Here is a 26,510-nt window from a genome sequence, read left to right as displayed (position 1 = left end):
CGGTGAGGACAGCGACACTGGGACCCGCGGAGCGCGCCGAGGCGCTCGCCGCGATGGCCGAGCGCGAACTGGACGTGCTGGTCGTGGGGGCAGGCGTGGTCGGCGCCGGAACGGCGCTGGACGCGGCGACACGAGGGCTCTCGACCGGACTGGTCGAGGCGCGCGACTGGGCGTCCGGCACGTCGAGCAGATCGAGCAAGCTGATCCATGGAGGGCTGCGCTATCTGGAGATGCTCGACTTCGCGCTCGTGCGGGAGGCGCTGAAGGAGCGCGGGCTGCTGCTGGAGCGGCTGGCTCCGCATCTGGTGAAGCCGGTGCCGTTCCTCTATCCGTTGCAGCACAAGGGCTGGGAGCGGTTCTACGCGGGTTCGGGCGTTGCGCTGTACGACGCGATGTCGGTGTCGTCGGGGCACAGCCGAGGGCTGCCTGTGCACCGGCACCTCTCCCGCCGCCGGGCTCTGCGGGTCGCGCCCGCACTGAGGAAGGACGCGCTGGTCGGGGCGTTGCAGTACTACGACGCCCAGATGGACGACGCCCGCTACGTGGCGGCGCTGGTGCGGACGGCCGCCGGATACGGCGCGAAGGTGGCGAACCGGGCCCGGGTGATCGGCTTCCTGCGCGAGGGCGAACGGGTCGTCGGCGCGCGGGTGGAGGACGTCGAGGCGGGAGGGGAGTACGAGGTCAGGGCCAAGCAGGTGGTCAACGCGACCGGGGTGTGGACGGACGACACCCAGGCGCTGATCGGTGAGCGCGGACAGTTCCACGTCCGGGCGTCCAAGGGCATCCATCTGGTCGTCCCGAAGGACCGCATCCACTCCTCGACCGGACTCATCCTGCGGACCGAGAAGTCCGTGCTGTTCGTGATCCCGTGGGGCCGCCACTGGATCATCGGGACGACCGACACCGACTGGGACCTGGACAAGGCGCACCCGGCCGCGTCCAGCGCCGACATCGACTACCTCCTCGAGCACGTCAACTCGGTCCTGGCCACCCCGCTGACCAGGGATGACGTCGAGGGTGTCTATGCCGGGCTGCGGCCGCTGCTGGCCGGCGAGTCGGACGCGACCAGCAAGCTGTCGCGCGAGCACACGGTGGCCCACCCGGCCCCGGGGCTCGTCGTCGTCGCGGGCGGCAAGTACACGACGTACCGGGTGATGGCGAAGGACGCCGTGGACGAGGCGGTGCACGGCCTCGATCAGCGGGTGGCCGACTGCGTCACGGAGGACATCCCGCTGCTGGGCGCGGAGGGCTACCGGGCGCTGTGGAACGCACGGGCGAGGATCGCGGCCCGCACGGGGCTGCATGTTGCCCGGGTGGAGCATCTGCTGAACCGGTTCGGGTCGATGACCGAGGAGATCCTGGAGCTGATCGCCGCCGACCCTTCGCTGGGCGAGCCGCTGCCGGCGGCGGACGACTATCTGAAGGCCGAGATCGTCTACGCCGCCTCGCACGAGGGGGCCCGTCACCTCGACGACGTCCTGACGAGGCGGACCCGGATCTCGATCGAGACCTTCGACCGGGGCACTCGCTCCGCGCGGATATGCGCGGAGCTGATGGCTCCGGTGCTGGGCTGGGACGAGGGGCAGATCGAGCGGGAGGTGGAGCACTACGAGAAGCGTGTGCAGGCGGAGCGGGAGTCGCAGCGTCAGCCGGACGACCTGACGGCGGATGCGGCACGGCTCGGGGCGCCGGACATCGTGCCGATCTGACGGTCCGATCGTTGGTCCGAGCCGATCGGCGGCCCTTCAGGAGGTGGGGTGACGGTTCTGCCCCGCGGGGCAGAACTCCGCTTCGAGGAGCGCCGGTTCGAGGGTCGCTTCGGTCAGGGTGTCCGTGTTGATGCGGAACGTCAGGGTGTGTCGGCCGTCTCGGGTAGCTGCGGTACGGACGTAGCTGCCCGCGATATGGCCGTTGTGACCCCAGACCGTCGTCCCGCACGAGAGTTTCTGCGGATAGATGCCCATGCCGTAGATCCCGTGCGCCGTAGCGGTGTTCAGCAGGGTGCTCAGCTGGGCGGGCGGCAGCAGGCGGCCGCCCAGCAGGGCCGCGTAGAAGTGGTTCAGATCGGCGAGCGTGGAGATCAGCTCTCCGGCGGCGCCCGCGGTGCGCGGATCGAGGACGGTGACATCGCGGAGGGTGCCGTCGGCCGGGTCGCGGGAGTAGCCGCGCCCGTGCGGGGCCGGCAGGCCGGTGCGGGCGCCGGGGAGCGAGGTGCCGGTGAGACGGAGGGGTTCGATGATGCGGTGTCTGATCTCGGCGGCGTAACTGTGTCCGGTGACGCGTTGAACAACCAGGCCGAGCAGGACGTAGTTGGTGTTGGAGTAGGAGTAACCGCCGGTGGTGTTCGTGGGGCGGTGGGCCACGGCCGTATGGATCGCGGCGATGGCGGAAACGGGGTGCGTGCCCGGGACCGCGGTGTAGTCGTAGAGGCCGCTGGTGTGGGTGAGCAGGGCGTGCAGGGTGATGCGGCGGCCGTCGTTGCCCTGGCCGCGTACCAGCCCGGGCAGATGGCTGTCGACGGTGTCGGACAGCTGCAGTCTGTGCTCCCGGGCGAGTTGGAGGACGACCGTCGCGACGAACGTCTTGGTGATGCTGCCTGCCCGGAAATGGTCCGCCGAGCGGATGCCGGGACCCGTCGAGCGGTAGGTGGCGCGGCGGACGGAGGAAGCGTCCCAGGTGAGAAGCGCCGCGGCCGGGGCGCCGCCCTCGGCGACGAGCCGAGGGAGGTACGCGGCTGCGGGCGTGAGGTGTGGTTCGCTGGGCAGGCTCGTTGTTCCGAGGCAGAGCAGCGTGAGCACCACCAGGGTGGCGGGCAGCGCTCTGAGTGACGGCATGGCAGGGAGTCCCTTCCTCCGGCCACATCATGACGGACCCCGGACCCGGGACCATGACCGGTCCCGGGGTGAGGGACAATGAAGGCTCTGCCAGGGCGGGTTGATCGCAGAGGGGACGCATGTCGGAGGCGGAGCAGGCACGGGAGCCCCAACGGGACACGGATGGACGTCTCCTTGCGGGTAGGTACCGGCTCGGGGTGGTGCTCGGCCGGGGCGGTATGGGCACGGTCTGGCGTGCTGTCGACGAGACGCTGGGCCGGACGGTCGCGGTCAAGGAGCTGCGGTTCCCGTCGGCCATCGACGAAGACGAGAAGCGTCGGCTCATCACGCGCACACTGCGCGAGGCGAAGGCGATCGCCAGGATCCGCAACAACGGTGCGGTGACGGTCTACGACGTGGTCGACGAGGACGACCGGCCGTGGATCGTGATGGAACTCATCGAGGGCAAGTCGCTCGCCGAGGCCGTGCGCGAGGACGGTGTGCTGACGCCGAAGCGTGCGGCCGAGGTCGGTCTTGCCATCCTCGACGTACTGCGTTCCGCACACCGCGAGGGCATTCTGCACCGCGATGTGAAGCCGTCCAACGTCCTGATCGCCGACGACGGCCGCGTCGTGCTGACCGACTTCGGCATCGCCCAGGTGGAGGGCGACCCGTCCGTCACCTCGACGGGCATGCTCGTCGGCGCTCCGTCGTACATCTCGCCGGAGCGCGCCCGCGGACACAAGCCGGGACCGCCCGCGGACCTGTGGTCGCTCGGCGGACTGCTGTATGCGAGCGTCGAGGGCTCCCCGCCGTACGACAAGGGTTCGGCGATCGCCACCCTGACCGCGGTGATGACCGAGCCGCTCGACCCGCCGAAGAACGCGGGCCCACTGGAGGAGGTCATCTACGGCCTGCTCGCCAGGGACCCGGAGCAGCGGCTCGACGACGCGGGCGCGCGGGCCCTGCTCAACGAGGTGATCCACGCCGCCGACAAGCCGGCCCCCGTGGTGCCCCCGCAGGCCGACTCCACCCAGGTCATGACGCTGCCCGGAAGTGTCGTCGCTCCCCGCACCAAGGGGGCGTCGAAGTCCGGTGAGGCGGCGGAGGGCGCCCGGGACCGGCTGCGCGGTGCGCTGCGTTCCGGGCGGAACGCGAAGGCGGCACCCGGAGCGGGTGCGGCTGTCGCTGCTCCTGTCTCCGCCGCCGCGCCCGCTGCCTCTGCCGATTCCACGGCCCCGGCCCGGCCCAAGGTGTCGGCGGCCTCCGCCTCCGGGGGTGTACCGCCGCAGCGTCCGGGCGGCCCGTCGAGCACGCCGGTCCGCGCGTCCCTCGCAGACGTGGTGCCCCGTCGCACCCTGGCGATCATCGCGGCCGCCGTCGCGCTCGTCGTGCTCGGCACCGTCCTCGCGCTCTCGCGCGGCGGGGGCGACACGGACAACCGGAGCAGCGGCTCCGGCAAGGGCGGCACGTCGGCCTCGGCAGGGGCTGCCACGAGCGCCGGCTCCGGCAAGGACCAAGGCCAGGGTCAGGGGCAGAGCGGCGATCAGGGCGAGGACCAGGGCAAGGGCAAGAACAAGGACGACGACTCGGGCAAGGGTTCGGACGACTCCACATCCAAGGGATCGGACGCGGGCAAGGCGGGCGCACTGCCCGACGGCTACAAGACGGTCACTGACCAGCGGTTCCACTTCATGATGGCGATGCCCGAGAACTTCACGCCTTACAAGATCGCGGGCGCCAACTCCGGCCAGATCTACGCCGTGAACGGCGGCTACCCGCGCGTCCAGGTCGACTACAACAGCTCACCCAAGGACGATGCCGCCGCGGCCTGGAACGCGGCCAAGGGCTACATCGCGGCCACCAGCAGCGGTTACCAGCACTTCGGGATCAAGGACGTCGAGTTCAACGGCTATCCGACCGTTGCCGACTGGCAGTTCGAGCGCAATGAGAACGGGCAGCGGAGCCACGTGCTCAACCGGGGCTTCAAGGTCGATGCCACGCACGGCTACTCGATCATGATCAGCTGCAAGGCGAGCGAGTGGAACAGCGAGGAGTGCCGGACGCTGCGCAAGACCGCGTTCGACACGTTCCGGCCCAAGGACTGAGCGGCCGGTTGCGTCGACCCTGCCGCACGGTCGGCACTTGCCACGTATGGTGAGAAGCCAAGGACCGTACGCAGCCATAACCGTAGGTGAATTGCACAGTATGTGACCGCAATTGACGGTTGATGCGGTCTCCGTGACCGGGGGACAGCGCGCTCTGGGGAGGCGTCGTGGACGACTATGCGGGTCGGGTGCTTGCCGACCGCTACCGCCTGCCGCTGCCGCCTTCCGATGAGTACGAACTGGTCGAGACCCGGGCGTTCGACACGTACAGCGGACAGGAAGTCCTGGTGCGGCAGGTGCCGTTGCCGGAGGTCGTGGACGCCGAGGTGCTCGACGGGGACGGACCGCCGCCTGCGGCGCGCCGGGCCGGTGGGCGTACGGTGCGGCGGCCCGCCGACCCCGCGGTCCGGCGCGCGATCGAGGCCGCGCAGGCCGCGGCCCAGGTGCCCGATCACCCGAGGCTCGACCAGGTCTTCGACGTGTTCGCCGAGGATGGATCGCTCTGGATCGTGAGCGAACTGGTCGCGGCCCGTCCGCTGGCAGCGCTGCTTGCCGAGCGGCCGCTGAACCCGTACCGGGCCGCCGAGATCGGCTCCGATGTGCTGACGGCCCTGCGGGTGCTGCATGCACACGGCTGGACCCACCGGAACATTACCGTCCGTACGGTGCTGATCTGCGACGACGGACGCGTCATGCTGACCGGCCTGGCAGCCGGGGCGGCGGAGGAGGCGTTGTGCGGGTATGTGCCGACGCCGCAGCCCGAGGACGGGAGCGGGTACGGGCGGCCCGCGCTCGAGTCGGGCCCGACCGGTCCGTACGTACCGCCGCCCGCGGAGCCCGCCGAACAAGCAGGGCCGCCCGGACCCGTCGAGCTGCCGTCCTCGCGCGGTCCGGCCGGTGAGCTGGAGACCGTACAGTCGCCGCTGCATCCCGACGCGGCTGCCCCCGGCGCGGACGGCTCCGCGCATCTGCGGGCCGCGCGCGCCGGAGCCATCGCCGCCTACCGCGCGGGCGCCCGCGCCGCCGCACGCGTCAGCGAGGACCAGCGACGTGCCGGGACCGGCGAGCCGGAGGAAGCGGACCGGACCGGCAGCCTCCCCGTTCAGCGTCCCGGCCCCCCGGACATCGGCCGCCCGCAGCTCATGGATGGGTGGGGCCCCACCGCGACGGACCCGTACGACGACGAGGGCGACGAGGACGACGACGAGTACGACGGCCCGCACGGCCGTGACGGCGGCGACGCGGGCCACGGTGGCCAGGGGCCGCCCGAGCGGCGGATGCACCTGATCGGCTCATGGGGCGACGGCGCCGGCTCCGGGCGCCCCGTTCCCGCGGGCGGTTCCAACGAGGACGCCCTGCGCGCCGACGCCCGCCGCCACGGCAACTCCGCACCGCGGCAGCAGGAGCACCGGCAGCAGCCCACCTCCGGCCGCTGGGACGACATCGTCGCCGGTGACCAGGGAGTCTCCGCCTACCGCGGCCCCGCCACCACCCTCGCCGCCGAGCGCGCCCGGCAGGCACGGATCGCCGTCGTCGGCGCCGTCACCGAGCGCTGGGCACCCGAGCAGGCCGGACCGGTGCACGAGAACTGGCAGCTGGCACCGCCCATCGGCCCCGCCACCGACCTCTGGGCGCTCGGCGCCCTGCTCTACCGCGCTGTTCAGGGCCACGCCCCGTACCCCGAGGAGAACGCGGCCGAGCTCGTCCAGATGGTCTGCGGCGAGCCGCCCGCCTTCGCCGAGGAGTGCGGTCCGCTGCGTCCGGTCGTCGAGTCGCTGCTGCGCCAGGACCCCACCGAACGCCCGGACTTCGAGGAGCTGCGCGGCTGGCTTCGCTCCCTCGTGCGGTCGGCGCCCGAGCCCGAGGCCGGTCTCGATGTCGTGCCGGTGCCGTCCGTCGACGGCACCCGGCTGCCCGTCGTACGCCGCCGGGGCGAGCTGGTCCGCAAGCGCCGCGGCCGCATGGGCAGCGCCTCCGCGCACGGCCGCCACCGCCAGACGAGGGAGCGGCCCGAGCGGTACGAGAAGCCCCGCGAGCCCAAGGGCCCCAAGGCGCTGCGCACTCCGCCCCGTCCCCGGCAGGGCGAAGGACGTGCGCCGCGGCGGCTCGGACGGCTGCTGCTCGTGCTGATCCTGCTGGGCCTGGCCGCCGCCATCGCATACGCCGTGATGTTCATGCCCAAGGCGGACAGCGGTGCCGGGCAGGGCTCCCCCTCCGGTTCCGAGGGCTCGACCGCGGCGGCCTCGGACACCGGCTCACCCGAGTCCTCCGACGGGAAGCCACCGGCACAGTCCGAGCCGCCGCCACCGTCCCGGTCGCCCGGTGCCGAGCAGCCGCAGACCAGCCGCTCGGCCGTCGCGCTCGCACCCGGTTACACCCTGCGCAAGGACGCCGAGGGCTTCGAGGTCGGCGTGCTCAAGGGCTGGCAGCGCAGTGCCGGCGCCGACCGGCAGGTCAGGTACGGCAGCGACGGGTTCAGCCTGCTGGTCGTTCCGGGGCGCGACACCGTGAAGGCGAACGGCGGCGACCCGCTCGTCTACCAGAGCGACAAGGAGCGGGAGTTGCAGCCCTTCCGGGAGTCCATCTGGTCATCGGCGACCGGGCTGCGCCGTATCGACGTCGGTCAACAGGCCATGGCGGAAGGCCAGTTCACCTGGCAGGACCAGACCGGGCGCGAGGTGTACGTCCGCAACCTCGCGATGATTGTCGACGGCCGCTACCACGTCATCCAGGTGATCGGCCCGGAGAACGAGCGGGACGAGGTGACCGCCGTCTATGAACAGGCCATCTCCTCCTACCGCGTGAACTCCTGAGGCACCGGCAGCGGAAGAGCGCCCGCGCGACAAGCATCACAGTGCGGTTTCTTGAGCGGTGCGAGGTTCCGTGGTTGTACTCCCCTCCGTAACCTGGCATCCGAAGAAACGGGGCGGGGAATCGTGGAACGATCACAAGGAACGGACGCGGGACTGGTACTGGCCGGAAGATACCGGCTCGGTGAAGTCCTGGGGCGCGGCGGCATGGGCAAGGTGTGGCGCGCCCATGACGAAGTGCTGCATCGCACGGTCGCCGTCAAGGAGTTGACCGCCGGGCTGTATGTCGCCGAGGCCGACCGGGTCGTGCTCCATGCCCGGACCCAGAAGGAGGCCCGCGCCGCGGCCCGCATCACCCATCCCGGCGTGGTCACCGTCCATGACGTGATCGAGTACGACAACAGGCCCTGGATCGTCATGCAGTACGTCGACGGACCGTCACTCGCCGACGCCGCCAAGGAGAGTGGCGAGATCGCGCCCCGTGAAGCGGCCAGGATCGGCCTCCATGTCCTGAGCGCGCTGCGTGCCGCGCACAGCGCTGGTGTGCTGCACCGGGACGTGAAGCCCGGCAACGTACTCCTCGCCCGTGACGGTCAGGTGCTGCTCACCGACTTCGGTATCGCCGCGATAGAGGGCGACTCGACCATCACCAGGACCGGCGAACTCGTCGGGTCCATCGACTATCTGGCGCCCGAGCGGGTACGCGGCGGCGATCCCGGTCCCGCATCCGACCTCTGGTCGCTCGGCGCCACCCTCTACTCCGCGGTCGAGGGACGCTCGCCGTTCCGCCGTACGTCCCCGATCTCCACCATGCAGGCCGTCGTCGCCGAGGAACCGGCGCCGCCCGCCCGGGCCGGCGCGCTCGGCCCGGTGATCACCGCGCTGCTCCGCAAGGCCCCGGCGGACCGGCCCTCGGCGGCCGAGACGGAACGGATGCTGCTGGACGCGATGGAGGGGCGGGAGCCCCGGTCGGCGCAGGCGTACGTACCGACGCAGCGGGTGCCCGAGGAGGCCCTGCGGGCGACGGACCCGGGTGTCACGGGGCACACGGCCGGTATTGGGCCGGAGGCCCTCGACCCCGAACCGCAGTTCAGGTCCGCCCCGGTGACCCGCCGCAGCCGCGGCCGGTGGCGTACGGCGGTCCTGGTCATCGCGCTCGCCGCGCTGGTCGGCGGTGGCGCCGGGCTGGCCGCGATGAAGTTCGGCGAGAGCTCCGGGACGGGCGGCACGGAGGGCGGAACCGTCCATGCGACCGGCACTCCGCTGCGCACCCCGGCCCAGGACCCGGGGCCTGCCCCCTCCGCCAAGGCAGTGCCCGACGGCTGGCACCCGGTCACCGATCCCGAAGGGTTCGGCCTGGTCGTCCCCGACGGCTGGGAACGCCGGGTGAAGGACCGGAACGTCGACTACACCCCGGACAACGGCGAGCACTACATCCGGATCAGCGTCGATCCGGAGCCCGACTTCGATAATTCGTACATGCACATGGTGGACCTGGAGAAGAAGCTCACCGAGCGGCTGCCCGCCTATGAGCGCAAGACCCTCCACTCCAACATCTACCGCGATCGTCCCGGCTCCCTCTGGGAGTTCACCTGGACCGAGTCCAAGGATCACCCCGGCCCGCGCCACGCGATCGACCAGATGTACTTCGGGGAGGACGGCGGCCCGGAGTACGCGCTGTACATGTCGGGTCCGGCGAAGGACTGGGAGACGACGCGGGAGCAGTTCGACACGATGCTGCGGGGCTGGCGTGCCCCGGGTGACGCCGGCTGACGGTGCCTGCGCGTGCGGCATGACGAGCGCACGGAAGACCAGGGGGTGCAGGGGCGGTGGCCGAGACCAATCCGCGGAAGACCGGCCGGAGGATCGTGCGGACGGGCATACGAGGATCCCGCGTCCGCTGAGGACTGCGTTCCGCTGCCGCGGAGGTGTTTCGCGAACGGCCGGCCGGCCCGTCCGGCTCGGTAGATAGCCCCTGATCAGCGAATATGCCGCCAGTGATCGCTGGCTCGATCTGTGGGGACTGTGAAAACCTGTTACCGGTGGGTATCCAAAGTGTGCGGCTGGACATACTCTCGCCCCATGACGGACTCGCAGGCCTCTGCTGCCCACCCTGGTTCGAACCCTGTGGCCGCTGCCCCCGCGGGCGCGCGCACAGCCGCCGATGTGGTGACGCCCGAGGTGGTCGCCCAGCTGACCCGTGGCGTCCTCGGCTCCGGCCGTACCGCGAACCACACCCCCTTCACCGGGGAGAAGCTCGCCGACCTGCCGGAGTCCACCCCCGAGGACGTCGCCGAAGCCTTCTCCCGGGCCCGCGCCGCCCAGCCCGCCTGGGCCGCCACCCCCGTCCGGGCCAGGGCCGCCGTCCTGCTCCGCTTCCACGACCTCGTACTCCAGCGCCAGGCCGAGGTCCTCGACCTCATCCAGCTGGAGACCGGCAAGGCCCGCCTGCATGCCCACGAGGAGGTACAGGCGGTCGCCATCGTCGCCCGGCACTACGGGCGCAAGGCGTCCTCGTATCTGAAGCCGAAGCGGCACACCGGTGCCGTACCGACGCTGACCAAGGCCACCGAGCTGCGCCAGCCGCGCGGCGTCGTCGGCCAGATCGCGCCGTGGAACTACCCGCTCGAACTGTCCGTCGGCGATGCGCTGCCCGCGTTCGTCGCCGGCAACGCCCTTGTGATGAAGCCCGACACGGAGACCGCCCTCACCGCGCTCTGGGCCCGTGACCTGCTGATCGAGGCCGGGCTGCCCGCCGAGGTGTTCCAGGTCGTTCTCGGTGACGGACCGGTCGTCGGCCCCGAGGTCGTCAAGCACGCCGACTACGTCTCGTTCACCGGATCCACCCGAACCGGCCGCGAGGTCGCCCAGGGAGCCGCCGCCCGCCTGGTCGGCGTCTCGCTGGAGCTCGGCGGCAAGAACGCCATGCTGGTCCTGAAGGACGCCGACGTGGGGAAGGCCGCCGCGGGCGCCGTCCGCGCCTGCTTCTCCTCCGCCGGACAGCTCTGCATCTCCATCGAGCGGCTGTACGTCCACGAGTCGGTCGCCGACGACTTCGTGGCGCGGTTCGCCGCCCGCACCAAGGCCATGCGGCTCGGCGGCTCCCTCGCGTACGGCGCCGACATGGGTTCGCTCGTCAGTGAACGCCAACTGGAGACCGTCACGCAGCATGTCGCGGAGGCCGTCGAGAAGGGGGCCACACTCGTCGCGGGCGGTGTCGCCCGCCCCGACATCGGCCCGCTGTTCTACGAGCCGACCATCCTCGACGGTGTCGAGGCACCCATGGCCGTCTGCACCCAGGAGACCTTCGGCCCGGTCGTCTCCATCTACCGCTTCTCCGACGAGGACGAGGCCATCGCCCTCGCCAACGCCACCCCGTACGGCCTGAACTCCAGCGTCTGGACCAAGGACTCCAGGCGCGGTCACCGGGTCGCCGCCCGGCTGCGGACCGGCACGGTCAACATCAACGAGGGGTACGCCTCCGCCTACGGCAGCGTGCAGGCCCCGATGGGCGGCATGAAGGATTCCGGCCTCGGCCGACGGCACGGCTCCGAGGGCATCCTCAAGTACACCGAGGCCCAGACCGTCGCCCAGCAGAGGCTGATCCCGCTCGCCCCGTCCTTCGGGATGGACGACGAGAAGTACGCGGCGTTCATGAGCCGCAGCCTGAAGATGATGAAGGCGTTCCGCCTGCGCTGAGCCCGTAACACCGCAGCACGTTCTGTCCTTTTCGCACCGAGGAGAGCCATGTCCCAGGACAGCCCTGCCCAGAATCAGGCCGGACCGGCGGGTGAGACCGAGGACGACGCGGCGTACGACTACGACGTCCTCGTCGTCGGCTCGGGCTTCGGCGGCGCGGTGTCCGCCCTGCGGCTGAGCGAGAAGGGGTACCGGGTCGGGGTCCTGGAGGCGGGCCGCCGCTTCACCCCCGGCACCCTCCCCAAGAACTCCTGGGACATCAAGAACTACCTGTGGGCCCCCGCCCTCGGGCTCTTCGGCATCCAGCGCGTGCATCTGCTCGGCAAGGTGATGGTGCTCGCCGGGGCGGGCGTCGGCGGCGGCTCCCTCAACTACGCCAACACGCTGTACGTCCCGCCGGCCCCGTTCTTCGAGGACCGCCAGTGGGCTTCCATCACCGACTGGCAGGACGAGCTGACGCCGTACTACGACCAGGCCAAGCGGATGCTCGGGGTGCGGCTCAACCCCACGATGACCCCGTCCGACGTCCATCTGAAGGCGGCCGCGCAGGCCATGGGCGTCGGCGACACCTTCCACCTCGCCCCGGTCGGTGTCTTCTTCGGCGACGGCAACGACGCCGACGGCACGGCGAAGGCGAAGCCCGGCAAAACGGTCGCCGACCCGTACTTCGGCGGCGCGGGCCCCGCCCGCAAGGCCTGCACCGAGTGCGGCGAATGCATGACGGGCTGCCGCCACGGCGCAAAGAACACCCTCAACGAGAACTACCTCCACCTCGCCGAGAAGGCCGGCGCGGTCATCCACCCGATGACCTCCGTCGTCGCGATCACGGACGACCCGGAGGGCGGGTACCACGTCACGACCGTCCCGACGGACCGCCGGAAGAAGGGCGGGCCGACGCGGCTGCGCGCCCGTAAGGTGGTCGTCGCGGCGGGCACGTACGGCACCCAGACCCTGCTCCACACCATGAAGGACAAGGGGCTGCTGCCCCGGCTCTCCGCCAGGCTCGGCGAGCTGACCCGTACCAACTCCGAGGCGCTCGTCGGCTCCCAGACCAGCGACCGCCGCTACCGCAGGAAGCACGGCACCGCGAAGGCCGACTTCACCCAGGGCGTCGCCATCACGTCCTCGATCCACCCCGACGAGAACACCCACATCGAGCCGGTCCGCTACGGCAAGGGTTCCAACGCCATGGGCTCCCTGTCGATCCTCCAGGTCCCGTACGGCGGCCGCCGGGTGCTGGGCTGGCTCGGCAACATGGCCAAGCACCCGGCCCTCGCCGTCCGGTCGCTCTCCAACCGTCGCTGGTCGGAGCGGACCATCATCGGTCTCGTCATGCAGTCGCTGGACAACTCCCTGACGACGTACCGCAAGCCCAGCGGTATCGGAAAGGGCCTGCTCACCGCCCGGCAGGGGCACGGGGCGCCCAACCCCACCCAGATCGAGGAGGCGACGCGCAGCGCCTCGTTGCTCGCCGACGAGATCAACGGCTTCGCCGGGTCGAACGTCGGCGAACTGATGGGCACCCCGCTCACCGCGCACTTCCTCGGTGGCTGCCCGATCGGTGCGAGCGCGGAGGACGGGGTCATCGACCCGTACCACCGGCTGTACGGGCACCCGGGCATCTCGGTCGTGGACGGCTCGGCGGTCTCCGCGAACCTCGGCGTCAACCCGTCGCTGACCATCACCGCGCAGGCGGAGCGGGCCATGTCGTTCTGGCCCAACAAGGGGGAGGCGGACCCGCGCCCGGCGCAGGGCGAGGCGTACGAACGGCTGGCCGCGGTCGAGCCGAAGGCACCGGCGGTGCCGAAGGAGGCGTTCGGCGCGCTGAAGCTGCCGTTCCTGGGTCTGCCGGCGGTACCGCCGAAGAAGAAGCAGTAGGGCCTCTCTTTCGGATCTTTCGGACCGGGCCGGATCCGGACAGCGGAAAGGGGCTGCACCCCCCTCCGAGAGCAGCCCCTCACGCCTACCGGTGACCTCGCCCGTTACGCGGCGGCGTCACCGTTCCTGCGGCGCCGCACGACGAACATCGCACCGGCGCCGAGCACTACGGCCGCGCCGCCCGCGAGGGCGAACATCGGCACTGCGGAGGACGAACCGGTCTCGGCGAGCGTGCCGGAGACCTGACCCGTGGTGTTGGAGGACGGCTTCTCGGCCGGGACCGGAGCGGTGCCGCCGGTCTGCGGCGTCGAACCGCTGCCGCCGGACTTCACGATCTGGAACTTGTACGCGACATCGCTGACGCCCATGCAGTCCTTGTCGCCGACGTACAGACCGGCGCCGAGGGTGAAGCCGGCGCCGACCGGGGCGGTCGACTTCACGTTGATGCGGAGCGGGATGTCGACCTCGTAGCCCGCGCGGATCTCGTCGGACTGGCCGACGTAACCCACCGCGCGGTCGCCCTCGCCGAGGTCCTCCCACGTGTTGGTGTCCAGGTCGAGCGCCTGGAGGCTGACCTGCTTCGACTTGAACAGGTCGTTGCCGTCCTTGTCGGAGGAGGCGCCCGCGAAGTAGTCGATCTCACGCACGGTCGTCTTCGACGAGTTGTAGACGTTCATCGTGAACTTGTGCCAACCACTGCCGCGGGCGATCTTCCCCGGCAGGCCGTTGATCGAGATGTCCAGGTCGGACTTCTCGCACTCGGTCGGCTCCTGCGGGTCCTCGGACTTGGACGGCGTGCCGGAGGGCGTGCCGGACGGGGTGGCGCCGGTGTCCGCGGAGGGCGTGCTGGACGTCTTCGCGGCAGGCTCGTCCGTCTTTTCGGCCTTTTCGGCGGGAGAGGAGGTGTTCTCGGCGGGAGCTGTGGTGGTGACCTCGTCGGACGGCGTATTGCTGGGCGTCGCCTCGGTGCTCTCGGTCGGCTCCGGGGTCGTCGACTCGACGGTTGTGACGGTGTCGTCGGCGAACGCGACCGGAGCGGCCAGGATGGCTGCGGGTGCTATGACTGCGGTGGCGGCGGCGACCGCCATGGCGCGGCGAAGCTTCATCAAGACCTCAGAAGTCCGGTGTACCGCTGTGGTCGCGGTACGCGGTTGGGGACGGGCCTTCCGCGGTGGGGTCACGGGTGGGACCGTTGTTCTGCATGCATGACCAGCCGGCCGCCGCAATGGTTGTCCCGGTATTCACAGAATCCTTATGTGACATGCGCCACCTGGTGCTCCGTCGTCACTCGCGACCCGCGGAAATTCGCCGCCGCTCCATGACAAGGGCCCCGCGGTCCGGTGTGAACCGGCCCGCAGGGCCCTTGTTGATCAGCACCGGCGTCAGGGCAGCGCCGATGCCGAGGGGCGGCCCCGGGGGGTGGCGTCGCGGGAAGGTGGTGCGTCGGGTCGGCGCCCCCGGCGCACGGGGGCGCGTACGAGGTGTCGACCCATGTCGCAGATGGTGTGATATGAGGGACTTGCCCCTTGTATCGTGCTGGATCGGTTGCGTCCCGCGCAACCGTTCGACCGGATACGGTCGGCTCCGGGCGTCCCCGGAGCCGACCGCTCTTGGGGTGACAGGGCCGCTGTCCCCTGCGGACCGGTCACGCGCGCTGGGACGCGGTCCCACGGCGTACCTGCGGTACGCCACACGCTCCAGCGGAGCCACGCGTGGTTTCTTCCTGAGCCGCCCCTGGCTGGCACGGACACCGGGACCAACGAAGTCGGCGACGCGCCGGTCACGCGCCGTACGGGTGAGAGTCGGTCCGAACTCAGATACGCCTCCGGAGCCACCGGAGCCTCGTCGGCCGCCGCGCGCCCGGCCCGCGGGTGGGTTGCGCGCGGCCGACCTGCGGGGAGTCACACGCGGCCGCGGCACAGCTCCAGCAGCGTCATCGCGAGCGAGGTGCCGGGCTTGCCGAGCGCCTTCCGGTACTGGCCGAGGATCTCCATCTCGCGGGAGAGGTTGACCCGGCGGCCGCCGGAGGTGATCCGCGCCTCCTGAATGACTGCCGAGACGGCCATCCGTTCCTGGACGAGCCCGATGATCCGGTCGTCGAGGGCGTCGATGCGCTCGCGGGCGTCACCGATCAGCCGGGCGGCCTCATCGGTGTTCGCACCGGTCTTCTCGATGAGGGTCTTCGTGGCGGCGGTGCTGTTGCTCATGGTGTGACTCCTGGGGGATGTGGTCCCCGGAGCGGTCGGGCCCCGAACGCAGAACGCCCCGGGCCTGTCGGCCCGGGGCGCCTGGAACGTTGCTTGTCAGTTGCTCAAGCAGACACGACCATGGCAGCCGGCGGGCCGGATGCCATAGGTAAAGACGAAGGTCGTGTGCTGACGCATGGACCCAGTATGGCCCCGGGCCGGGCGATGGGCCAACGCGCGGCCCGGATGCTGAGACGCCGCCGACGGCACGGTCGCGCGCCCCGCTCCGGCCGACGCCCGAAGGGTCCTGGCCCGTACCCCGGAAGGCGCAGAAATCCGTCTCCCTCGCAACCCCGGTAGAATCGGCAGAACCGACCCCCCTCTCAACGCCGGAAGGCCGCCCCCGTGCCAGCAGCACCCCCCGCCGCCCCCGACACCACACCCGACGTGGTCCTTGTCGTCGACTTCGGCGCGCAGTACGCCCAGCTCATCGCCCGCCGCGTCCGTGAGGCCCGGGTCTACAGCGAGATCGTCCCGTCCACGATGCCGGTGGCCGAGATGCTGGCCAAGAACCCCCGGGCGATCATCCTGTCCGGCGGCCCCTCCTCGGTGTACGCGGACGGCGCGCCCAGTCTCGACCGCTCGCTGTTCGAGGCCGGGGTCCCGATCTTCGGTATGTGCTACGGCTTCCAGCTGATGGCCACCACGCTCGGCGGCACCGTCGACGACAACGGTGCCCGTGAGTACGGCCGTACCCCGCTGACGGTCTCCAAGACCGGCTCCACGCTCTTCGAGGGCACGCCCGCCGAGCAGTCCGTCTGGATGTCGCACGGCGACGCCTGCTCCGCCGCCCCCGAGGGCTTCACCGTCACCGCGTCCACGGACGTCGTACCGGTCGCCGCCTTCGAGAACGACGAGAAGAAGCTCTACGGCGTCCAGTACCACCCCGAGGTCCTGCACTCCACGTACGGCCAGCAGGTCCTGGAGCACTTCCTCTACCGCGGCGCGGGCATCGAGCCGACCTGGACCACGACGAACGTCGTCGAGGAGCAGATCGCGCTGATCCGTGAGCAGGTCGGCACCAAGCGCGCCATCTGCGGACTCTCCGGCGGTGTGGACTCCGCGGTCGCCGCAGCCCTCGTTCAGAAGGCCATCGGCTCCCAGCTGACCTGCGTGTACGTGGACCACGGTCTGATGCGCAAGGGCGAGACCGAGCAGGTCGAGAAGGACTTCGTGGCCGCCACCGGCGTCCAGCTGAAGGTCGTCGACGCCGAGGAGCGGTTCCTGAAGGCGCTGGCCGGGGTTTCCGATCCCGAGCAGAAGCGGAAGATCATCGGCCGCGAGTTCATCCGCGTCTTCGAGCAGGCCCAGGCCGAGCTCGTCGCCGAGGCGGGCGCGGCCGGCGAGGACGTCGCGTTCCTCGTGCAGGGCACGCTCTACCCGGACGTCGTCGAGTCCGGCGGCGGCACCGGCACCGCAAACATCAAGTCCCACCACAACGTGGGCGGCCTCCCCGACGACATCGAGTTCCAGCTCGTCGAGCCGCTGCGGCAGCTGTTCAAGGACGAGGTCCGGATGGTCGGCCAGGAGCTCGGCCTGCCGGAGGAGATCGTCCAGCGCCAGCCGTTCCCCGGTCCCGGTCTCGGTATCCGGATCGTCGGCGAGGTCACCAAGGACCGGCTCGACCTGCTGCGCGAGGCCGACGCCATCGCCCGCGAGGAGCTGACCGCGGCCGGACTCGACCGCGACATCTGGCAGTGTCCGGTGGTCCTCCTGGCCGACGTCCGCTCGGTCGGCGTCCAGGGCGACGGCCGCACCTACGGTCACCCGATCGTGCTGCGCCCCGTCTCCTCCGAGGACGCGATGACGGCCGACTGGTCGCGCCTGCCGTACGAGGTCCTGGCGAAGATCTCCACCCGCATCACCAACGAGGTCGCCGACGTCAACCGCGTCGTCCTCGACGTGACGAGCAAGCCGCCGGGCACCATCGAGTGGGAGTGACCCCCACTGCGGGGCCGATGCCGATGCCGTCGCTCGTTCATCCGGGCGGCGGCATCGCCGTGTCCGGGGCCGCCGCTCCGGCGAATCGATACGTGATCGCTCTGGCCACCTGCGGTGACCGGCGGTAGCTTCCGTCCGAATGCCCTGGGAGCCCCGAGGAGTCGTCATGCCCGAGCCCACGCCGATCCCCGTCGAACAGCTGCAGTTCGCGATGCCGCCCGTCCACGAGTCGGCCGGCGAGGAACGCGCGCACCGCAAGGAGCGGCTGGCCGGGGCGTTGCGGCTGTTCGGTGAGTACGGGTACGAGGACGGGGTCTCCGGCCACCTCACCGCGCGGGACCCGGAGTTCGCCGACTGCTTCTGGGTCAACCCGTTCGGCGCCCCCTTCGACGTGATGGGCCCGGAGGATCTGATCCTGGTCAACGGCGACGGGCAGGTCGTCGAGGGGCGCCACCACGTCAATCAGGCGGCGTTCGCCGTCCACGCCCAGGTGCACCGGGCGCGCCCGGACGTCGTCGCCGTCGCGCACACCCACTCCCTGCACGGCCGGGCGTTGTCCACGCTCGGTGAGTTCATCGAGCCGATCACCCAGGAATCCTGCGCGTTCTACGAGGATCACGCGGTCTACCAGGCCTACACGGGCGTCGTGGTCGACGAGGACGAGGGGTGCCGGATCGCGGCCGCGCTCGGCACCCGCAAGGCGATCATTCTGCGCAACCACGGGCTGCTGACCGTCGGTGACTCGGTGGACGCGGCCGCCTGGTGGTTCCTCACCATGGAGCGTTCCTGCCAGGTGCAGCTGACCGCGCGGGCGGCTGGGAAGCCGGTGCTGATCGAGCACCAGGACGCCGTCGCCACCCGTGAACAGCTCGGCAGCGACCTGGTGGCCTGGATCAATTACCAGCCGCTGTGGAAGCGGATTGCTCGAACGTTCTGACGATCTGCGCGTCCGGGCCGCCCCGATGCGGCATCTGATCGTCCCGTACGGCACAATTCGCAGCAATCGGTGGTCAGTTGGCGGTACTGGGGCGGGAAAGGGCGGCGTTCTCCGTGGCGTTGGACGAGGCACGACAAGGCGCGCACGGCGGTGGCTGTACGTGCGGCGACTGCCCGCACGGAGCGCGCGAGGGGCACCGGCGCGCGGTGGCCGCCTTCCTGGCCAAACGGGACGGACTCGCCGCGGGTCAGGGCCTGCCGACCGGTGTCGCCCAGTCCGCGTCCGCGACCCGGCAGTGGGTCTCCGACGAGCTGACCGAGTCGGCCCGCACGGTCGCCGAACGCAGCCGGGAGGAGGGCGACGCCTGGCTCCACCGGGTCTGGCAGCGCACCCTGGCCGTCGTCTGGGGGAGCGTCGCCGTGCTCGTCATCGGCGAGTCGGTCACCGCGATCGGCGCGGGCTGGTCGACCGCCCGCACCGCCGGTCTGCTCGCCGGGGTCGTCACCGCGGCACTGCTGACCGGCGCCGCCCGCTTCCACCGGGCCCGCGGCGGCGTTCTCGCCCCGCTGATCGGCGAGGACAACCGGCTCTCCACCTCCCGTGCGGTCGCCGTCGCCTGGGTGCTGCTCGCCGTCTTCTCCGTACTCGTCCTCGCGCTGCAGCTGGCAGGGGCCTCCGGCCACGCGGAGCGCGACGCGCTGATCGACGGTCTGGAACTGGCGCGTGGCGCCGGGGTGCTGACCGTGCTGGCGCTGGTGTGCGCCGTCGCCGTGCTCGTGCGCCGGGTGGTGACCGTACGCGTCCTCGCACAGCGCCTGCAGAAGCTGCGGGCGGACCGGCCGCGCGCCGCCGATCTGCTCACCGACGACTCCGGGCGCGGCAGTTTCACGGATGTGCAGTACGTGCTGGTGAGCGCCGTAGCCGTCCTCTTCTCCGCGGTCCGGCTGGCCCGCCGGCCCGAGCAGCTTCCCGATCTGCCCTGGGGGCTGGCCCTGCTGGTGGCGGTCTCCGCGGCGACGTACTTCGCGGGGAAGCACGCGGAGGGCGGGCGCCCGGTCGTGCTGTCCGTCGTACGGGCCCGGGAGGCCGGTGACCTGGACGCGCCGATCCGTACCGGCGACGACATCGAGATCCGCGGCGCGGGCTTTGTGCCGCCCGGCGCCGGGGCCCCGGACCGGCTGGCCCGCATGGTGGTCCGGATCGGCCGGGTCCATGTCCATGTCCCGCTGATCCCGGTCACCGGAGGCTTCGCCAACCCGACCGACACCGTGCTCACCGTGCCGGTCCCGGTGGAGGTGGAACCCGGACGGGTGGACGTGCAGGTCGTGACCGCCGCCGGCGTGGAGACGAACCGGGTCGAGATCGACGTCACGGACTAGGAGGGCACTGAAGATCCTGGCCGGGCTCCCGGCGTCTCGCACGCACATCTGCGGCGTTGCCAAAACGGCCTGACAGCTCCGCTATGAGGCCGCTTCGGTGCCTTGCCGCTGCACGCACCGGACGCCGCCCGCTGATCCGGCCACGATCTTCAGCACCCTCCTAGATGCGACAGACCGTCCTTCCTCCGGCCGCAGCGTGGGTCTGATCGAACCGCGGGGCAGCTGAGCAGCTCGTTCGCCGCGTACGTATGGTCTGGTGACGGGTCGACGGAAGGGCGGGGTCTTATGCGTGGGTATGGCGCGAATTCGCGAGGTCTGGGCGAGGTCGTCAGCATCCGGGAGCTGGCGCGGGAGCATGCCCTGCTGCCGCTGCGGATCTTTCTCGGTGTCACCTTTCTCTATGCCGGGCTCGACAAACTGACGGACAGTGCCTTCTTCCGCGCCACGGGCCCCGGCTCCATCGGCGAGACGATGCACGCGGTGCGCGACTCCGCCGCGATCCCGGCCCTCGTCGATCTCGCACTGAAGAGCCCGGGAGCCTTCGGGTACGCCATCGCCCTCGGTGAGATCGCCGTCGGCATCGGCACCCTGATCGGGCTGCGGGCCCGGCTCGCCGCACTCGGCGGGGCGCTGATCTCGCTGAGCCTGTGGCTGACCGTGAGCTGGCAGGTCAAGCCCTACTACTTCGGCAACGACCTGGCCTACCTCATGGCCTGGCTGCCACTGGTGCTCGCCGGCGCCGCGTCGTTCTCCGTGGACGCCTTCCTCGCGTCGCGACGGCGACGGATACGGTAGCCGATCCACGTCGTGGTCGCGGCGAGCCAGAGGCCGCCGAAGAACACCGGGCAGAAGAAGGCCCAGGGGGCGTCCCAGGTGCCCGCCGCGTCGGCCGCGTAACCGGCGGCGAGGGCGAGCATCGCGACCCCCGCGACCGCCCGGCCCGGCCGGATCTCATGACGCAGCACGAATGACCTCCACCTGTCCGATACCGACTTCCAGATCCAGCTCGACCGTGCCCGCCGGGGTGACGCCCGCGGGCGGGGCGATCGTGCGGTGTTCCTTCCGCGACGGGCTGATGTCCACATTGCCCGGCGGATCGCCCGGCAGCCGGATGTCGCCGAGCCCGGCGTGCGCCCGCACCTGGAGCGTCACCGCCTTCGGTACGACGACGACCGCCCGGCCCGCGCCGACCCCCAGCTGCGTCCGGACCGTGTCACCCTTCGAGGCCGGCACCTTCGACAGGTCGAGTCTGCCGACACCGCTGCCCAGCTTGTACCGCGGCTGGACCGCGGCGACCGACGCCGGGCGCCATTCCTCCCGTACCCAATGGGTGCTGATGTCCTTCGGCAGCGCGGCCGCGCCCGCCAGCAGCGCCGCCGTGATCATTGCCAGCAGGACGGTGCCGAACCCGGTCCTGCCGAGAAAGGTGCTGACCAGCATCCCCGCACCCAACACCGCGAGCGCCGCGGCCAGGCCGAACTGCAGGCTCGTACCGAGCGGATGCGTGTGCCAGCTGAGCCCCGCGCCCAGACCGCCCGCGATCAGGGCGAGCAGAAAGACCAGGCCGCCGATCGAGCGTGGCCCCCGGTTGGCCCGGGCCGGCTCGGGTGCGCGGTACGGGGAGTCCGCCGCCCTGCGGGGTACCGGCGGACTGTCGGCCACCGCACCCGCCGGGCCCCACAGATACCCCGGTCCCACCGGCCCGGACGTGCCGTCCTTGACGATCGGATCCCGCCACCAGGACGGGCTGCCCGGCGACGGCGGTGCTTTCACCTCCGGCGGGGCGTCCGCCACCGCCTGCGCGGCGGCCGTTGGGTGCAGCGGGTCCTCGGGCGCGGCGGTCCTGCGGTGCTGCGTCCACACGCTGAAACCGATGACCGCGAGCGTCAGCATCGCGGAGAACGCCAGCGTGCCCCCATTGCCCAGCATGGACAGGAAGAGGCCGCAGCCGATCAGCGCGAACAGCGCCGCGATCAGCGACGCCCCCTCGACCCGGCCGGACAGCAGCCTGCGCGCCTCGTTCTCCTCCTCGCCCTCCAGCGGGAGCAGCAGCCATGCGAAGCCGTAGAAGATCAGGCCGACGCCACCGGTCACCGACAACACACCGATCACGATCCGGAAGATCACCGGGTCCACGTCGCAGTACCGGCCGAGTCCGCCGCACACCCCGGCCACCACTTTCTGCCGCGAGCTGCGCTGCAGCTGCGGTCTCGGTGCGGGCGGCGGTGCGACGCCGGGCGCGGCGTCCTGGGGAACGGTCATGGCTCCATGGTGACGGGCGGCCGGCGCCGACGGGACCCGGGCCGACCCTGGCCGATCCCTGATATTGGTTCCCCCGGACCCTGAAGGGCGCCGTCGCGGCGTGCGGCGGGTGCGACCTGCCCGTCTCAGGGTCGAAGTGGGGGCAGACCCTGATACCGCCGCGCACACCCTCCATGTGACGATCGGGGCATGCCGACCGCCACACCCCGAGCCGCAAGCTCCCTCAGCGCCGACCCGGAGGAGCCGCCGCTGCGCAAGCTGTACCGCAGCGCCGACGGACGCCTGCTCGGCGGCGTCGCGCGCGGTCTCGCCGGACATCTCGGGCTGCCCGTCGTCTGGGTGCGGTTCGTCTTCCTCGGACTGTTCTTCGCGGACGGCCTCGGGGCTCTGCTCTACGCCGTGTTCTGGATCGTCGTCCCGCTCGGCGTCGGCGGCGTCGAGACGCCGCGCTCCATGTTCGAGACGGCCCCCGACGGCCGGCGCAGGCTCCGCAAGCCCGACAAGGGGCAGGTGTTCGCCCTCCTCGCGCTCCTCATCGGCGCCGTCATCTTCGTCGGCAACGTCGACATGGGCAGCGAGGCGGACCGTTACATCTGGCCGACGCTGCTGATCGGCGCGGGCTCCGTCCTGGTGTGGCGGCAGGCCGACAACGCCCGCCGGGCCCGCTGGATGGAGGTCGGAGGCCGCCGCCGGGTGCTGCATCTGGCCCGGGCGCTGGCCGGGGTCGCCCTGGTCGGCCTGGGACTCGCCGTGTTCATGGTGGTACGCGGCTCCGCGGCCCAGCTCGGCAATGTCCTGACCGCGGCGATCGCCGTCCTCACCGGCATCGCGCTGCTGGCGGGTCCCTATCTCGTCCGCATGACCCAGGACCTGTCCGAGGAACGCCTGATGCGCATCAGGGCCCAGGAACGCGCCGAGGTCGCGGCTCACGTCCACGACTCCGTGCTGCACACCCTCACCCTGATCCAGCGCAACGCGGACGACGGCAACGAGGTCCGCAGACTCGCCCGCGCCCAGGAACGCGAGCTGCGCAACTGGCTGTACAACCCCGAGGGCACCGGCAAGGACGAGGGCGACGAACCGGAGACCCTCGCCGAAGCGGTCAAACGCGCCGCCGCCGAGGTCGAGGACAAGCACGGCGTCCCGCTGGAGGTCGTCGTGGTCGGCGACTGCCCGCTCGACGAGAAGCTCGCCGCACAGATGCAGGCCGCACGCGAGGCGATGGTCAATGCCGCGAAGTACGGTGGCGAGGGCGGCGCCGTGCAGGTCTACGCGGAGGTCGAGGGGCGCACGGTCTTCGTCTCCGTACGGGACCGTGGACCGGGATTCGATCCGGATGCCGTACCGGGGGACAGAATGGGCGTACGAGAATCAATCATCGGCAGGATGCAGCGCAACGGCGGTACGGCGCGGCTGCGTTCGGTGCCCGGCGGGGGCACGGAGGTCGAGCTGGAGATGGAGAGGGCGAGCGAATGACGGAGACCACCGAAACGGCCGGGGGCCCGGAGCGCCGGGTACGGGTCGTGCTCGTCGACGACCACCGGATGTTTCGCACCGGAGTCCAGGCCGAGATCGGCCGCACCGAGGAGACCGGTGTCGAGGTCGTCGGCGAGGCCGCCGACGTCGACCAGGCGGTCACCGTCATCACGGCGACCCGCCCCGAGGTCGTCCTCCTCGACGTGCACTTGCCGGGCGGCGGCGGCGTCGAGGTGCTGCGCCGCTGCGCCCCGCTGATGGGCGCGGTCGAGAACCCGGTGCGGTTCCTTGCGCTGTCCGTTTCCGACGCCGCCGAGGATGTCATCGGTGTCATCCGCGGTGGCGCCCGCGGCTACGTCACCAAGACGATCACCGGCACCGACCTGGTCGATTCGGTCTTCCGGGTGCAGGAAGGCGACGCGGTGTTCTCGCCCCGGCTGGCCGGCTTCGTCCTCGACGCGTTCGCCTCGACGGACGCACCGCCGGTCGACGAGGACCTGGACCGGCTGACGCAGCGCGAGCGCGAGGTGCTGCGGCTGATCGCGCGCGGCTATGCGTACAAGGAGATCGCCAAGCAGCTGTTCATCTCGGTGAAGACGGTCGAGTCGCATGTCTCGGCGGTGCTGCGGAAGCTCCAGCTGTCGAACCGTCACGAGCTGACGCGGTGGGCGACGGCCCGACGGCTGGTCTGAGAGCCTGTCGGGTGACCTCTGATCGGGCGGCCACACCCTGGCACGATCGAAGGTCACCCGACAGGCTCTGAGTCAGCTGTTCTCCCGTTCGGGGTCGACGGAGATGTTGAGTTTCTCGCCGACCCTTCGGTAGCCGATGCCCGCGTAGATCCGTTCCACAGCGGCGTCGGCCGGCTCCAGCCACACCATCCGGCAGCCCCGCGCGAACGCGGCCGCAGTCAGATGGGCGGAGAGTGCGGCGCCGATGCCGCGGCGGCGGAAGGCGTCGGCGACGGCGAGCCCGGTCAGTTCGGTGAGGCCGTCGACCGGGACCGAGCAGCCGCCCGCGCCCGCCGGGGTGCCGTCGAGGGTGGCGAGCGCCGCCACTCCGCCGCCTGCCACCGCGTCGCGCAGCCAATCGGCTTGGCCGCCCTCGGGCTCCCCGGTCCCGCCGTATCCGTGGTGCTGTACGCGGGCGGCGGCGTCGAACTCGGCGTCGGTGGCCGGTTCGGCCAGCACGAGGGTGTCGACGGGCTTCGGCGGCAGGAGGTCGCCGGGTGTGCACGCCAGGATCGGCGGACGGTCCTCGACGGTGAACCCGGCGGCGAGAAGGGCGGGTTCGACCGCGGGTGCCCAGCCAGGCAGATACTCCAGGCGCGGCATCCGGTCCCGTTCGCGAAATGCGGCGATCAGCTCCTGCACGTCGGTCGCGGTCGGTTCGGCGTCCCGGTCCGGGATCGCGTAATTGGCGTACTTCAGCGACCAGTTCGGTTTGTGGCGGACGGTGAACGGGCCGACCCGGAGGCGGCCGGGGGAGCGGAGGGCGAGTGTCTGGGCGTAGGTCTGGACGTCGGTGTCCAATGGCATACGGGGTTCCCCTTCGACCGGTCCGGTGGGACTGAAGGACTCAGGACCGCGAACTGTGCAGCAAGGGAGCCTATGCGACCCGGGTCGCTCCCGCGAAGGGCATGCCGTCGATCGGCGCGATGCGGACCGGCGCTCCGGGGTGGGGCGCGTGGATCATCTGTCCGTCGCCGATGTAGAGACCGACATGGCTGATCCCGGAGTAGAAGAACACCAGGTCGCCGGGGGCGAGTTCGGAGCGGGGGATGTTCTGGCCGGCGTTGATCTGGGTGTATGTGGTGCGGGGGAGCGATACGCCGGCGGAGCGCCAGGCGGCTTGGGTCAGCCCGGAGCAGTCGAACGAGGACGGTCCGGTCGCGCCCCAGACGTACGGCTTGCCGAGCGCCCCGTAGGCGAACGCGATGGCCTCCGCGGCGCGGGCGTTGGGGGCCTGGGCGGTGCCTAAGCGCAGGGCGCTGCGATCCGCGCGGGCGGCGCCTCGGGCGGTGTCCGCGCGTTCGAACTCGGCACGCTCCGCGGGGGAGAGGGTGTCGAGGAGCTTCTGGGCGTCGGCCAGTCTGGCCCTGACCGTCGTCCGGTACTTCTTCAGGTCGGCCCGGCGGGCCGTGAGGGCCGCCAGCTCGTCCTCCGCCTCCGCGCGCAGCTGGGCGATCTCGGTGACCTGCCGTTGCACGTGGGAGACCTCGGCCGCCTGGCGGTCGACGGCCCGGTCCACGTACGAGGCCCGTTGCAGATACTGGTCGGGGTCCGAGGACAGCGCCAGCTGCACGGCGGGGTCGAGGCCGCCGGTGCGGTACTCCGCGGCGGCGAGCGAACCGAGTGCGTTGCGGGAGGCGTTGAGGCGTTCGGTCCTGCGGGCGGCCTCGTCGCGCAGCGCGTTCAGGGACTTGGCGGCGGTGGTCGCCTTCTCCTTCGCGCCGTTGTACTGCTCGGTGGCGACCTCGGCGTCGTGGTACAGCCGGTCCACCGCGGCCTTGATCCGGGCGGGGGTGGGCTGTGGTTCGGCGTGCGCGGAGCCCGGCAGGGCGGCGGCGGTCGCCGCCGCGGCGAAGGCGAGGCTGGCTGCGGTGCGGCCGGCGGAGCCGGGGTGCGGGCGCTGCCTGGGTTTCCGATGCGCTGCCACGGGGGCGGGGCTCCTTGCGTCGACTGCCCGTCGGGGCCTACCGGCGGGCCGCTGAGGTCCGGCGGCGGGACGCCAACAGGGGGAGCGGCCCGCCGCCGGATTTCTCGGCGGGGTGACCGGGCTGCCGTCCGGGTGCGGAGCGGTGGTGAAGCCGGCCACCTGGACAGGGACGCTAAGCCCGGGGCGCGGGGAAGAGTCGTAATGACGGTTATTGCCCGAACTTGGCGATGCGTTGTCGTTGAGTGACTGGAAAATTACATCAGAGTCAGGCAATTGGTGCAGATGCAAGCGAAATATCAAGGA

19 protein-coding genes are annotated in these 26,510 nt (G+C 71.2%); 12 read left to right on the top strand and 7 right to left on the bottom strand.

The window, feature by feature from the left end; genetic code table 11:
* The first annotated feature begins 2 nt into the window (after window positions 1-2).
* Window positions 3-1,709 carry a glycerol-3-phosphate dehydrogenase/oxidase gene (locus ACIBB8_RS11860; RefSeq protein WP_398951025.1) on the top strand — a complete coding sequence of 569 codons (1,707 nt, stop codon included), beginning with the start codon at window positions 3-5 and terminating at the stop codon, window positions 1,707-1,709.
* 36 nt (window positions 1,710-1,745) lie between these two features.
* Here the strand turns inward: ACIBB8_RS11860 and ACIBB8_RS11855 are convergent, their stop codons facing one another.
* Window positions 1,746-2,834 (bottom strand): serine hydrolase domain-containing protein, encoded by a 1,089-nt coding sequence (locus tag ACIBB8_RS11855; RefSeq protein ID WP_398951023.1) that lies wholly within the window; start codon window positions 2,832-2,834, stop codon window positions 1,746-1,748.
* A 119-nt stretch (window positions 2,835-2,953) separates the two neighbouring features.
* Between ACIBB8_RS11855 and ACIBB8_RS11850 the strand changes: the two genes are divergently transcribed.
* The 5 genes from ACIBB8_RS11850 (at window position 2,954) to ACIBB8_RS11830 (ending at window position 13,308) form a co-directional block, all read left to right on the top strand.
* Window positions 2,954-4,921, top strand: a complete 1,968-nt coding sequence (locus tag ACIBB8_RS11850; protein WP_398951021.1) for a serine/threonine-protein kinase — start codon at window positions 2,954-2,956, stop codon at window positions 4,919-4,921.
* Between the two features lie 167 nt (window positions 4,922-5,088).
* Complete coding sequence (locus tag ACIBB8_RS11845) at window positions 5,089-7,734, top strand: protein kinase (RefSeq protein WP_398951019.1); 2,646 nt, start codon at window positions 5,089-5,091, stop codon at window positions 7,732-7,734.
* A 123-nt stretch (window positions 7,735-7,857) separates the two neighbouring features.
* Complete coding sequence (locus ACIBB8_RS11840; RefSeq protein ID WP_398951017.1) at window positions 7,858-9,504, top strand: protein kinase; 1,647 nt, start codon at window positions 7,858-7,860, stop codon at window positions 9,502-9,504.
* A 309-nt stretch (window positions 9,505-9,813) separates the two neighbouring features.
* Complete coding sequence (locus ACIBB8_RS11835; protein ID WP_398951015.1) at window positions 9,814-11,430, top strand: succinic semialdehyde dehydrogenase; 1,617 nt, start codon at window positions 9,814-9,816, stop codon at window positions 11,428-11,430.
* Between the two features lie 48 nt (window positions 11,431-11,478).
* The gene (locus ACIBB8_RS11830) at window positions 11,479-13,308 is read left to right on the top strand and encodes a GMC oxidoreductase (protein WP_398951012.1); all 1,830 of its coding nucleotides are present in this window, start codon (window positions 11,479-11,481) and stop codon (window positions 13,306-13,308) included.
* 104 nt (window positions 13,309-13,412) lie between these two features.
* Here ACIBB8_RS11830 and ACIBB8_RS11825 read toward each other — a convergent pair whose 3' ends face one another.
* Both ACIBB8_RS11825 and ACIBB8_RS11820 read right to left on the bottom strand, forming a co-directional pair.
* Window positions 13,413-14,414, bottom strand: a complete 1,002-nt coding sequence (locus ACIBB8_RS11825; protein ID WP_398951010.1) for an LAETG motif-containing sortase-dependent surface protein — start codon at window positions 14,412-14,414, stop codon at window positions 13,413-13,415.
* 795 nt (window positions 14,415-15,209) lie between these two features.
* Complete coding sequence (locus ACIBB8_RS11820) at window positions 15,210-15,515, bottom strand: chorismate mutase (protein WP_398951008.1); 306 nt, start codon at window positions 15,513-15,515, stop codon at window positions 15,210-15,212.
* 384 nt (window positions 15,516-15,899) lie between these two features.
* Here ACIBB8_RS11820 and guaA point away from each other — a divergent pair, with 384 nt between their 5' ends.
* The 4 genes from guaA (at window position 15,900) to ACIBB8_RS11800 (ending at window position 20,606) form a co-directional block, all read left to right on the top strand.
* Window positions 15,900-17,495, top strand: a complete 1,596-nt coding sequence (gene guaA / locus ACIBB8_RS11815; protein ID WP_366692514.1) for a glutamine-hydrolyzing GMP synthase — start codon at window positions 15,900-15,902, stop codon at window positions 17,493-17,495.
* 166 nt (window positions 17,496-17,661) lie between these two features.
* Window positions 17,662-18,432, top strand: a complete 771-nt coding sequence (locus tag ACIBB8_RS11810) for a class II aldolase/adducin family protein (RefSeq protein WP_398951005.1) — start codon at window positions 17,662-17,664, stop codon at window positions 18,430-18,432.
* A 113-nt stretch (window positions 18,433-18,545) separates the two neighbouring features.
* A complete protein-coding gene (locus tag ACIBB8_RS11805) occupies window positions 18,546-19,811 on the top strand; it encodes a hypothetical protein (RefSeq protein ID WP_398951003.1) in 1,266 nt (421 codons plus the stop codon).
* Between the two features lie 285 nt (window positions 19,812-20,096).
* Complete coding sequence (locus ACIBB8_RS11800) at window positions 20,097-20,606, top strand: DoxX family protein (protein WP_398951001.1); 510 nt, start codon at window positions 20,097-20,099, stop codon at window positions 20,604-20,606.
* On the opposite strand, the gene ACIBB8_RS11795 is transcribed toward ACIBB8_RS11800, so the two are convergent.
* Both ACIBB8_RS11795 and ACIBB8_RS11790 read right to left on the bottom strand, forming a co-directional pair.
* A complete protein-coding gene (locus tag ACIBB8_RS11795; RefSeq protein WP_398950999.1) occupies window positions 20,513-20,776 on the bottom strand; it encodes a hypothetical protein in 264 nt (87 codons plus the stop codon). The two genes, ACIBB8_RS11800 and ACIBB8_RS11795, sit on opposite strands and share 94 nt — an antisense overlap.
* On the bottom strand, window positions 20,763-22,073 hold the full coding sequence (locus ACIBB8_RS11790; RefSeq protein WP_398950997.1) for a PspC domain-containing protein: 1,311 nt from the start codon (window positions 22,071-22,073) through the stop codon (window positions 20,763-20,765). Before ACIBB8_RS11790 ends, ACIBB8_RS11795 begins: the two co-directional genes overlap by 14 nt.
* A gap of 189 nt (window positions 22,074-22,262) precedes the next feature.
* Between ACIBB8_RS11790 and ACIBB8_RS11785 the strand changes: the two genes are divergently transcribed.
* A complete protein-coding gene (locus tag ACIBB8_RS11785; RefSeq protein ID WP_398950995.1) occupies window positions 22,263-23,549 on the top strand; it encodes a PspC domain-containing protein in 1,287 nt (428 codons plus the stop codon).
* A complete protein-coding gene (locus ACIBB8_RS11780; RefSeq protein WP_398950993.1) occupies window positions 23,546-24,241 on the top strand; it encodes a LuxR C-terminal-related transcriptional regulator in 696 nt (231 codons plus the stop codon). The genes ACIBB8_RS11785 and ACIBB8_RS11780 overlap by 4 nt, the downstream gene beginning before the upstream one ends.
* Before the next feature lie 72 nt (window positions 24,242-24,313).
* On the opposite strand, the gene ACIBB8_RS11775 is transcribed toward ACIBB8_RS11780, so the two are convergent.
* Window positions 24,314-25,087 (bottom strand): GNAT family N-acetyltransferase, encoded by a 774-nt coding sequence (locus ACIBB8_RS11775; RefSeq protein WP_398950990.1) that lies wholly within the window; start codon window positions 25,085-25,087, stop codon window positions 24,314-24,316.
* Window positions 25,088-25,157: 70 nt separating this feature from the next.
* Window positions 25,158-26,207 (bottom strand): NlpC/P60 family protein, encoded by a 1,050-nt coding sequence (locus ACIBB8_RS11770; RefSeq protein ID WP_398950988.1) that lies wholly within the window; start codon window positions 26,205-26,207, stop codon window positions 25,158-25,160.
* Between the last annotated feature and the right edge of the window lie 303 nt (window positions 26,208-26,510).

Origin of the sequence: Streptomyces sp. NPDC051286, from assembly GCF_044455345.1 — a bacterium.
Classification (GTDB): Bacteria; Actinomycetota; Actinomycetes; order Streptomycetales; family Streptomycetaceae; genus Streptomyces.
This window is presented reverse-complemented; position numbering and strand designations above follow the sequence as displayed.